Below are 11744 nucleotides of genomic sequence, written 5' to 3'. Positions count from 1 at the left end.
TTCTTACTCATTAAATCAATTGGTTGGGGTCGCTGCGTTAAGCTTAACCCACAACGTTACCCATTTGGAAAATTGGTAGATACATGCCGACAATTAAACCGCCGACTAAGGTGCCGATGACTACCATCATAATGGGCTCGATAAGGCTTGATAAGCCGTCAACGGCATCGTCGACCTGCATCTCATAAATATTGGCTACTTTATTAAGCATATTATCGAGTGAGCCTGATTCTTCACCGATCATCACCATTTGGATCAGCATATCGGGGAAAAGCCCTGTGGTACGCATGGCAACGTTCATCTGCATCCCTGCCATGACTTCTTGACGTACTTTCAATAGTGCCGATCGATAAACCGCATTACCAGAGGCTCCAGCAGCTGACTCCATACCGTCAATTAAAGGCACCCCTGCTGCAAAGGTAGTTGCTAAAGTACGGGAAAATCGTGCCATCGCGGCTTTGTGCAATATCTCGCCGATAACGGGAATTTTAAGCACAAGCTCATCTATACGATCCCTAAACATTTGCGAGTTGCGGTGGGCACGGACAAATGACCAAATAGCTATAACTATTGCAGCGAAGAAAATATACCAAGAGCTCTGTAAAAAGCGTGAAATACCAATAATTAATTGGGTAAAAGCGGGCAGTTCTGCACCAAAGCTCTTAAAAATATCTTCGAATTGGGGTACTACGAATAGCAGTAACAGTGTTGTCACTAATATCGCCACCACTACAACGGCCGCAGGATAAAACATCGCCTTTTTAATTTTGGACTTTAAGGCTTCTGCTTTTTCTCTATAGGTTGCAATTCGGTCAAACACGGCATCGAGGGAACCTGAGTGCTCACCCGCTGCCACTAAGTCGACATAGAGATCATCGAAATAGCGTCTATGGGGGCGTAGTGAGTCTGAAAGTGGAATACCCGATTGTACTTCTGCCAAGATAGTACCGAGCAGCTCGCGCATTTTTTGTTTTTCATGGCCGCGGCCGAGCATTTCTATGGTGGTAACTAAGGGTACGCCTGCTGCCAGCATGGTTGCTATTTGACGGGTCACCATGGCGATATCCATAGGTTTGATATCGGGATTTCGAGCGAAAAGAGGCGATGCCTTTTTACGGACAACTTTAGGGTTTACCCCTTGGAGCTTAAGCTGGCTTTTTACCTCGGCGACACTGGCGCCTTTTAATTCGCCACCGGTTTTTTTGCCATCACGGTTTAAGCCCTTCCATTCAAAGGTATAGATCTTAGGTTGGCTTTTTTGCTCGTTCTTTTTGGCACGAGGCTTTTTTACTGTCGTTGCCGTCGCCATAGATAGTCCCTATTAGGCATTAATTAGCTATAAGTTTATTGTCACTAGATTAGTATATATAGCGAAACAAAAAAGTGGTTATATAAAACCGTTAAGCGAGACTATGTAGTCTAGCTAAATAACTATGCGTGTTAAAAACTTGTGACTCGGTTTACTTCGGCAATACTGGTTACCCCTTGGATAACTTTGAGTAGGCCCGATTGACGCAGATCGCGCATCCCCTGTGTTTTGGCTTGCTCGGCAATTTGTAATGAATTACCGCCTTCCATAATAGTGCGAGCAATTTCATCGGACATTTTCATTACTTCGTAAATACCTACCCGTCCTTTATATCCGCCTGAACAATGCTCACAACCTACAGGTTTATAGGTGGTAAATCCTTGAGTTATTTGCTCATCGGTAAAGCCTAAACGTTGTAACTCATGTTCAGGAATTTGTTCGGCTTGCTTGCATTCAGTGCAAAGCCGTCTTGCAAGTCGCTGAGCAATAATAAGATTCACCGAGCTGGCGATATTGTAGCCGGGTACTCCCATATTAATTAAACGGGTTAAGGTTTCCGCCGCCGAGTTTGTGTGCAGGGTGGATAATACTAAGTGGCCGGTTTGTGCAGCTTTGATGGCAATTTCTGCAGTCTCAAGGTCACGGATCTCACCCACCATTACCACATCGGGGTCTTGACGCAAAAAGGAGCGCAGTGCCGAGGCAAAGGTTAAACCTGCCTTTAGATTAATATGAACTTGGTTTACACCCTCAAGGTTTATTTCTACCGGATCTTCGGCGGTAGAGATATTGCGCTCGGCAGTATTGAGGATATTTAAGCCTGTATAAAGTGAAACCGTTTTACCTGAACCCGTTGGGCCTGTTACAAGAATCATCCCTTGGGGTTTGGCGAGCATCTCAAGGTAGAGCTTTTCCTGGTCAGGCTCATAACCTAGTTTTTCGATACCGAGCTGTGCGGAGGAGGAGTCTAATATCCGCATTACGATTTTTTCGCCCCAAAGCGTCGGTAGTGTACTTACCCGAAAGTCGATTGACTTAGTGCGGGAAAGCTTCATTTTAATCCGCCCATCCTGAGGGACGCGGCGCTCGGCAATATCGAGTTTCGACATCACCTTTAAGCGCGCCGATAAACGCCCTGCTAGGCTAATGGGCGGTTCGGAGACTTCATGCAAAATACCGTCGATACGGAAACGAATGCGGTAGCGTTTTTCATAGGGCTCAAAATGTAAGTCGGATGCCCCTTTACGAATGGCATCGGTAAGTATCTTATTGATATAAATGACGATTGGTGCATCATCACTGCCATCACTAGTATTCTCTTCTTGGCGCTTATCTGTATCGGTAATCTCAATACCCGCTAATGCCGCTTCATCCATTCCACCTAGATCTAGGCCAGTGATATCTTCTTCAAGCACTTTTTCAAGAGCTTTAGTGAGCTTATCTTCCTCTACTAAAATCGCTTCGGCATGTAGGCCTGCACTAAATTGGAACTCTTCGAGGGCGGCAATATTTGTAGGATCGGATGTCGCAATGTAGAGGCGATTACCGCGTTTAAACAGCGGTAGACAGCGATGTTTTTCAATCAGTTTTTTATTGGTAAATTCTTCGGGAATGGCACTAATATCAAATTCAGCTAAATCCAGTAATGGGGTGCCATATTCCTCATAACAAAGTTCGGCAATGGAACGTGCCGAAATCAGTTTGCTCTGAACTAAGGTGGTAACTAAGGTTTGTTTAGTTTGGCGGGATTTAGTGATGGCATTGGCCATCTGCTCTTCATTTAGTAGACCCTTACGTATAAAGAGGGTGGATAAACCTAGATGAAGGCCTGTAGTTGGCATTGTAGCGTCCGTGTAAAATTAATAACTTCATCAGCCAAGGTGGGTATAGCACCTTGGCTAATTTAAAAGTGTTTAACCTGCACAACTACTTGGTAACCAAGATAACTTCGCATCTGTAGCAGAATCAGCCGTTCCAGCGCAATGCCAAGATTTTAGTTCAAAACCTCCAGCAGCTATGAAGTCAGCATTTGCTGCAGCAGTACCAGCTGCTCCACCAGTACCAGCAACCTTTTCTGGAGTTAGAGTGATTTCTAAACCAGTCAGATCACTTTGGCCTGTTACAGTAATAACACCATCCTCGTCAGTAACAACGTCAGCTACATATTTTGTAGTAGCAAATGTACCAGTGGGTGAACAAGACTCTGGATCTTGTCCTAATTGTGCACGCTCTGTCACACAAGTTTTAGCAGTACTTGCAGCGAGCAGCATTTCTGATGCTTTTGCTCTCATTGTATAGTCTTTATAAGCAGGTAATGCGATTGCAGCCAAAATACCGATAATGGCAACTACAATCATTAACTCGATCAAGGTGAAACCCTGAGCTTGCTTGTTTAAACCTTTATTCATTGCTTTCATTTCTTTCTCCAGCTTACGCAGTATTAATTAACAAGTTAACTTGTAGTCACCCAATGATAAGTAAAAGTGTTTATTTTACAATCGCTTTTACTTATCTGTTTTACTTTTTAGCTTTAGTCACTGTGGACAGTGCTTACAACCGTTAAGCCTATACTATGTTGGCTGATAAATCGATTCAAACTGTAACAATTTACCAACATACCATCTTGTATAGGTCATCGTTTGATGTATCGTCAAACATTTTGCATCTATCAATGTGCTCTTTAAATGTGGCTAATATGCTATTGAGGTCGCAAGCCACATCAAATTGCACTGGTTTCTTGCTCTGGTTTCGCGCACAAAGGGTTCAATTTGCCCAAAACAATTTCACCCGTAACAGACGCTATACTTAACTCTTTTGGCAAGAAGCTATGTGTCATGAATAAGCACTTCACATATCCCTTGCGCCAATCCTTTGCTGTCTTTCTGTATCCCTTCATGCAGTGAGTGAGATACAAAAATTCCATGTCTTTAGTGTGTCTAGCATGTCGCTATTTTCACTTCTGTAAAAGTTAGTACAAAGTTAAAAAAAAGGGAACTGCTTTTTGGTGGAAAACACTAATAAAATGATTATTTTGTCTAAAAAATTGACATTAAAACGTATTGCGTTCTAACAAAAAATTGACAGTGATACAAATGTTGGCGTTGTTTAACTTTGTGTCAAAACTGTGACGTGATTTTAGTGATAATTGAGTGAGATGAGGTTTGGCGATAAACGCATTAGTTTTTAGTACTCTTTGATTGATAAAAAAGGAGTGGATATTATATAAAACATTTTAAATCAATCGCTTGAAGTATTTTTGCATTGTATCCAATGTTTGGTTTTGGGCAGTGTAAGGCTAACACTTTGTCTTGATTGTTTATAATTTTGTGTAATACCGAAGCTATTTTAGCCAGTATTTATGAATTAATAGCGAAAGCGGCTAGCTCGTTACCCTCAGTGAGCTATTTACCCCTCCCAAATGCTGGCGTTTTTGTGTTTAAAAAATGCGTAAAACGAAAATATTAAAGCCATATGCCGTTTTATATATTGAGAAAATAACAGGATAAGTGCCGAAAGGGCTTTGAACAAAATCAATAAAGAAAAGTCAGTAAAGAAAAGCTGAACACGCTGATAAAACTCGTAGATAAAAGCGGCTTAGTGTTAAGCCGCTTTTGGTTGGATTACTTAAAGTTGGGTATTTCGGGGACAAAAGTGCTACTGATAGCCCAAGCTTTGAGCCAATGAGACTAAGACTTGAGTCTGAGTGAGAGATCGAGGGCGCGAACGTGCTTTGTGAGTGCGCCGACGGAGATATAGTCAACCCCAGTTTTGGCAAATTCTGCCAAAGTATCTAAGGTGACATTGCCCGAGACTTCAAGTTTGGCACCGCTGCCTTTAGCCTTGTATTGATTATTGAGTTCGACGGCTTCAACCATCATGGTGATGTCAAAGTTATCTAACATGATGATATCTGTGCCTGAATCAAGCGCTAATGCGAGCTCTTCTAGGGATTCAACTTCAACCTCTACAGGTTTATTGGGGTGCAAGCTGCGCGCAGCATCCACTGCTTGGCGAATGCCACCGCAGGCCATAATGTGATTTTCTTTAATTAAGAAGGCATCAAACAAACCGATTCGATGGTTTTTACCGCCGCCACAGGTGACCGCGTATTTTTGAGCCGTGCGTAGTCCAGGGATAGTTTTGCGAGTATCGAGTAAGCGTGTATGAGTGCCCGCTAACTTATCCACGTAATGTTTTGTCAGTGTCGCGACTCCTGACAAGGTCTGAATAAAGTTCATTGCAGTGCGCTCGCCCGTAAGGATAGTGCGGGCAGGGCCTGATAGTTCACATAACACTTGGTTTGGTAGCACGAGATCGCCATCATCAACATGCCAGTGCAGTGCGACTTCGCCACCTAATTGATTGAAGACTTGTTCGGCCCAAGCTTTTCCGCAAAAAACTCCTTCTTCGCGGGTGATTAAGGTCGCTTCGGCATATTTATCAGCAGGAATAAGTTGGGCGGTAATATCGCCGTAGGCAATGGCTTTGCTGTGCTCGTTGATCTCGGTTCCACCAAGATCTTCATTGAGGGCGGTTTTTACGGCGTGGCGAATATCGTTCTCTAGCATGATTGGGTCCTTGCATTCTTGCATGCCACAGATGGCGTGCTTGAAATTGCTTGCTTGCATTTAGGGCTAAGATTACCACCTAGTGCGGGTGATAAAAAGTCACAGGGAGTGGGCCGATTGAGATTATCTGTGCTAACTGATGATGGTTTGGGGCGCGGCTGGTTATTTCACCTTTGTCATTGAATTGCATATATTCAGTCACTTAATGCTGTTAGAGTAGTGGCATTATGCCTGTAATTAGGAAGAGCTTATGCGCTTTGATGCCGGATGGTTTTCCTCGGCTCGACGCTGTGAGTCACCGCATTTTAACCGTCGCCCATTTGGGGAAATTAGCCTGTTGGTGATCCACAATATCAGCCTGCCAGCGGGATGCTTTGGACTTCCCTATATTGATCAATTATTTCAAGGGTGTTTAGATACTGAGGCCGATGAAAGTTTCGCCGATTTAGCGGGGCTGCAAGTATCAGCACATTTTTTAATTCGCCGCGATGGTGAATGTGTGCAGTATGTCAGTTGTGAAGATAGAGCCTGGCACGCTGGCGTATCTCGTTATGGCGAAAGGGAAAATTGTAATGATTTCTCTATCGGTATCGAGCTTGAAGGCACAGATACTGAGCCCTATACTGCGGCCCAATATCTGCAGCTCACAGAGTTGACTCTAGCCTTATTGACGCAGTATCCGGCATTAACAGCGCAGCGGATTGTGGGGCACTGTGACATTGCTCCGATGCGCAAGACGGATCCAGGACCAAGCTTCGACTGGGAAAGGTATTTAACCGCGTTAGGCTAGCAGCAAAGAGGAGTAAGCGAAGGGGAGGTTTCTCATCACCCTAAGCGTTTCCGGCTTTTTTACAAGGAGTATTACCGATGGCATTATTTTCATTACTGGTCGCCATTCTTGTGGAACGATTGAAGTTCCTTCCCGCTTCGTGGCAATGCGATCGCGTGCTGCAATCCTATCAATCCACTTTCTTTGGTGACAAAGCCTCGTTAACCAATACCAGTATGTTGCTCGCCTTAGTGTTGCCCGCCTTGGTTGTGCATGTTTTGGGTTGGATTGCCTCTGGCATGTTCTGGGGGCTGTTAACTCTTGCCCTGTGGGTGGTGGTGGCAATTATTTGCTTTAATCATCAAAAACAGCGCGATAGCTTTAAAAAGTATATGCAGGCGGCGTGTCGCTCTGACGTGCAAGCCTGTTACCACTATGCCGCCGAATTAGATTGCAGTGAGTGTTTAGATGCGGTGTCTGAAAAAGACTTAGGCGCCAAGGTCGGGCAGAGTGTTGCTTGGATTAACTATCGTTATTACGGGGCCGTGGCATTATGTTTTATCTTCCTAGGCCCGGTTGGCGCTGTCTTATATTGCACTGCGCGTTTTTATGCCGAAGAGAATGTGCGTAAATCTCTTAACCTACCGCTTATCGAAGATATTATGTTTGTCCTAGATTGGATCCCGAGCCGGGTATTTTCCTTTGGCTATGCGCTCAGCGGTCAGTTTAGTGAGGGGCTCTCGGCTTGGCGTGACCATGCCTTAAACATTAATGCGAGTGCCAGAAGGGTTGTGACAGAAACGGCGTTAGCTTCTCAGCCGCTGCCAGAGGAGTCGAGTGCACCAGTTTGTGTACAATCGACCTTGGCATTATTAGTCTTAAGTAAACGCAACTTTACTCTGATGGTTGCTGTGCTGTCGCTATTGACCATTTTTGGCTTAGTGACCTAACGCATCTTCATTATTTAGGGTTGGGCGTGTTGACGTTTCGAGATTAGATTTTGTTCGTTTTGGCAAGCACGTGCTCGCGAAACGAGGAATGAAGTGTAGTTATTCTACTCAAATGACGAGCGACAAAGAGCAAGGGCTTGCCAGGCGAACCCTTCGGGCAGCATTTGGCTGGCGTTTCTACTGCGTTATCGTCCGTTTATGTAGAATAACTACACTGCACGGACTTTGCCTTGCATAACAGCCAGCCAAATTGCTGCAAAAACAACCCTGAAACGTCAACACGCCCGAATTAATCAGGAATTGGTTCGCGACCGCGGCCAATTCCTTTTTTGTTTTTGGACGCGGGTAAAACGTCCTTCTGACGAGTTCACAAAATGGGAACCTCTAGCTGTTTTTTCGAATGACTTTCGGTGAAAATGCCGTTTACTCAGAGGCTTATTTGGCATCAGCTATTCAATGTCAAATGGTCTGACCCCATAGTGATATTTTTAGGCTATGCTCTCACATCGTGAGCGGTTTTGAATGGGATCACCTTTTAAGGTCGATTTTCAATCTAGACATCAAAAGTGTGATTTGATAAAGTGCGCTCACTCATAAAAATTGGTAAGACCAATTTACAACGGAGCTGAGCGCCTAATGGCCTATAGTAAAATTAATCAGCCAAAAATTTCTGATGTGATCATGGCGCAACTCGAGCAGATGATCCTCGAAGGCAGTTTACAGCCGGGTCAGAAATTACCGCCGGAGCGCGAACTGGCCATCCAGTTTGAAGTGTCTCGCCCTTCACTGCGTGAAGCCATTCAAAAGCTTGAGGCGAAAGGGCTATTAATGCGCCGTCAAGGCGGCGGTACTTATGTCAAAGAACAACTCTGGCAGAGCCTTGCCGATCCTATCGTTGAATTAATGACTGCCGATCCAGAAAGCCAATACGACTTGCTGGAATTCCGTCATGCAACCGAAGGCATGATGGCCTATTTTGCCGCATTACGTGGCACAGACGCAGATATGCAGAATATCAAGCGTATGATCCTTGAGGTGGAAGCCGCCACCAATATCGAACAACAAGCCGCCGCTATTGTACGTTTCTATCGCGCCGTCGCCGAAGCGTCACACAATGTGGCTATGTTGCATCTCGTTCTCAGTTTAACCCCTGTGCTGCATAAGAATGTGGCGCAAAACCTGGAGCTTTTAAGCCGCCGCGAAGAAGCCTCCACTATGGCCAACGATCACAGACGTGCTCTGCTCGCTGCTATCGTTCGTCGTGATCCTGAAGCCGCCAGAGAAGCCTCGAATGAACATTTAAGTTACATCGAAGAGGTGATGTTATCTGTGCGGGAAGAAGATAGCCGGTTGCAGCGAAGTTTGCGCCGTTTAAAGAGTGGCGCTTAAGTTCCCGACTTTAGCACTCGCTAAAGCGGAATATGCCGCAAACACCATTCATCATCATGTATATAGAGAAGGACAGTGTCATGTCTGAAGATATGCTACAAGACTTAGATCCGTTAGAGACTCAGGAATGGGTTGACGCCCTGCAAGCTGTATTAGAACAGGAAGGCCCTGAACGCGCCCATTTCTTATTAGAGAAACTGATCGATAAAGCCCGTCGCAATGGCACGCACTTGCCTTACACTGCGACCACGGCCTATTTGAACACCATTCCAGCGGGTCAAGAGCCGCACATGCCAGGCAACCAAGAGATGGAACGTCGCATTCGCGCCATCATCCGTTGGAACGCCTTAGCTATGGTTCTGCGTGGTTCTAAGAAAGATTTAGAGTTAGGCGGCCATATTTCGAGTTTCGCGTCGAGCGCAACCATTTATGACGTGTGCTTCAACCACTTCTTCCGCGCGCCAAACGAGAAAGACGGCGGCGACTTAGTGTATTTCCAAGGCCATATCGCTCCTGGTATTTACGCGCGTTCATTCTTGGAAGGTCGTTTAACGGAAGACCAACTGGCTAACTTCCGTCAAGAAGTGGATGGCAAAGGTTTATCTTCTTATCCGCACCCTAAGTTGATGCCTGACTACTGGCAATTCCCAACGGTTTCGATGGGCTTAGGTCCAATCCAAGCGATTTACCAAGCGCGCTTCTTAAAATACCTGACTGACCGTGGTCTGAAAGATTGTTCTGACCAAACCGTTTACTGCTTCTTAGGTGACGGTGAGTGTGACGAGCCAGAAGCCTTAGGTGCTATCGGTTTAGCCGCCCGTGAAGAATTAGACAACCTAGTCTTCATCATCAACTGTAACCTGCAACGTCTGGACGGCCCAGTACGCGGTAACGGTAAGATCATCCAAGAACTGGAAGGCGAATTCCGCGGCGCTGGCTGGGAAGTGGTGAAAGTGATTTGGGGTCGTTACTGGGATCCATTATTGGCCCGTGATACCAGCGGTAAGTTACTGCAGTTAATGGAAGAAACCGTTGACGGTGAATACCAAAACTGTAAAGCCAAAGGTGGCGCTTATACTCGCGAACACTTCTTCGGCAAATACCCAGAAACCGCCGAAATGGTAGCGAACATGTCAGATGATGACATTTGGCGCTTAAACCGTGGTGGTCATGACCCAGTTAAAGTTTACGCGGCATTAGACCATGCGCGTAAGACTAAAGGCCGTCCAACTGTGATCCTAGCGAAAACCGTTAAAGGTTACGGTCTAGGTGATGCGGGTGAAGGTAAGAACATCGCACACAACGTGAAGAAAATGGGTATCGAGTCTATCCGTTACTTCCGCGATCGTTTCAATATCCCCATTCCAGACGATCAATTAGAAGATCTGCCGTTCTATCACCCAGGTCCAGATTCGGAAGAAGTGAAGTACATGATGAGCCGTCGTGCCGAGCTGCATGGCAGCGTGCCACAACGTCGTGAGAAGTTCAGCGAAGAGCTGGAAATTCCATCACTGAAGATTTTCGACTCGATTCTGCAGGGTTCTAACGGCCGTGAAATTTCGTCAACAATGGCGTTTGTTCGCGTGCTGACAGCATTGTTAAAAGACAAGAAGATTGGCAAAAACATCGTGCCAATTATTCCTGACGAAGCGCGTACCTTCGGTATGGAAGGTCTGTTCCGTCAAGTGGGTATTTATGCTCACGAAGGCCAAAAATACGTTCCGCAAGACTCTGATCAAGTGGCTTACTACCGTGAAGATAAGTCAGGCCAAGTGCTGCAGGAAGGTATTAACGAATTAGGTGCTATGTCATCTTGGGTATCGGCTGCGACCAGCTACTCAGTGAACGATGTGCCAATGATCCCATTCTACATCTACTACTCAATGTTCGGTTTCCAACGTATTGGCGACATGGCTTGGGCAGCGGGTGATATGCGTGCACGCGGCTTCTTAGTCGGTGGTACTTCTGGCCGTACAACCCTAAACGGTGAAGGTCTGCAGCATCAAGACGGTCACAGCCACGTACTGGCTAACACCATTCCTAACTGTATTACCTACGATCCAACTTACGGTTATGAAATTGCCGTTGTGGTACAAGATGGTATTCGTCGTATGTACGGCGAGAATCAAGAAGATATCTTCTACTACCTGACCACAATGAACGAAAACTACGAGCAGCCAGCCATGCCAGAAGGCGCAGAAGTTGGCATCGTTAAAGGTATCTACAAGTTAGAAACCGTTGCCGGCTCGGGTAAAGGCAAAGTTCAGTTAATGAGCTGTGGCACCATTCTTGAGCAAACCCGCAAAGCGGCTCAAGCACTGGCAAAAGACTTCGGTATCACTGCCGACGTATTCAGCGTAACCAGCTTCAACGAACTGACTCGCGATGGTCAAGCGGTTGAGCGTTGGAACATGCTGCACCCAACTGAAACGCCAAAACAAGCGTATATCAGCCAAGTGATCTCCAGTGATGCGCCTGCAATCGCAGCGACTGACTACATGAAGATCTACGGTGAGCAGTTACGTGCATACATGCCAACCGATTACAAAGTGTTAGGTACTGACGGTTTCGGTCGTTCAGACAGCCGTGACAACCTGCGTCACCACTTCGAAGTGGACGCTAAGTTCATCGTTATCGCGGCACTGAAGTCACTGGTTGATCGTAAAGAGCTGCCTGTTGATGTGTTAGCGAATGCCATCAAGGAATACGGCATCGACGCTGACAAGATCAATCCACAGTACGCGTAAGAGGCAATGAAA

8 protein-coding genes are annotated in these 11744 nt (G+C 45.8%); 4 read left to right on the top strand and 4 right to left on the bottom strand.

Annotated features, from left to right (window positions below; all coding sequences use genetic code 11):
- Positions 1-43: 43 nt before the first annotated feature.
- The 4 genes from ACUZ8J_RS19025 to nadC form a co-directional block, all read right to left on the bottom strand.
- Positions 44-1309, bottom strand: a complete 1266-nt coding sequence (locus ACUZ8J_RS19025; RefSeq protein ID WP_446694643.1) for a type II secretion system F family protein — start codon at positions 1307-1309, stop codon at positions 44-46.
- Between the two features lie 131 nt (positions 1310-1440).
- Entirely contained in the window at positions 1441-3150 is a 1710-nt protein-coding gene (pilB, locus tag ACUZ8J_RS19020) for a type IV-A pilus assembly ATPase PilB (protein ID WP_446694642.1), read from the bottom strand.
- A 72-nt stretch (positions 3151-3222) separates the two neighbouring features.
- Entirely contained in the window at positions 3223-3726 is a 504-nt protein-coding gene (locus tag ACUZ8J_RS19015) for a pilin (RefSeq protein WP_446694641.1), read from the bottom strand.
- A 1269-nt stretch (positions 3727-4995) separates the two neighbouring features.
- Positions 4996-5877 (bottom strand): carboxylating nicotinate-nucleotide diphosphorylase, encoded by an 882-nt coding sequence (gene nadC / locus ACUZ8J_RS19010; protein WP_088211949.1) that lies wholly within the window; start codon positions 5875-5877, stop codon positions 4996-4998.
- A gap of 250 nt (positions 5878-6127) precedes the next feature.
- Here nadC and ampD point away from each other — a divergent pair, with 250 nt between their 5' ends.
- The 4 genes from ampD to aceE all read left to right on the top strand — a co-directional run bounded on the left by ampD (position 6128) and on the right by aceE (position 11732).
- The gene (gene ampD / locus ACUZ8J_RS19005; RefSeq protein WP_446694640.1) at positions 6128-6667 is read left to right on the top strand and encodes a 1,6-anhydro-N-acetylmuramyl-L-alanine amidase AmpD; all 540 of its coding nucleotides are present in this window, start codon (positions 6128-6130) and stop codon (positions 6665-6667) included.
- A gap of 77 nt (positions 6668-6744) precedes the next feature.
- Complete coding sequence (gene ampE, locus ACUZ8J_RS19000; RefSeq protein WP_374917487.1) at positions 6745-7596, top strand: beta-lactamase regulator AmpE; 852 nt, start codon at positions 6745-6747, stop codon at positions 7594-7596.
- Positions 7597-8232: 636 nt separating this feature from the next.
- Positions 8233-8985: a pyruvate dehydrogenase complex transcriptional repressor PdhR gene (gene pdhR, locus ACUZ8J_RS18995; RefSeq protein WP_011070781.1), complete on the top strand. Its 753-nt coding sequence runs from the start codon at positions 8233-8235 to the stop codon at positions 8983-8985.
- 80 nt (positions 8986-9065) lie between these two features.
- Positions 9066-11732 (top strand): pyruvate dehydrogenase (acetyl-transferring), homodimeric type, encoded by a 2667-nt coding sequence (gene aceE, locus ACUZ8J_RS18990; protein ID WP_011621230.1) that lies wholly within the window; start codon positions 9066-9068, stop codon positions 11730-11732.
- Positions 11733-11744: the final 12 nt, after the last annotated feature.

The sequence above is a fragment of the Shewanella sp. Koi 1 genome, assembly GCF_052907445.1.
This window is presented reverse-complemented; position numbering and strand designations above follow the sequence as displayed.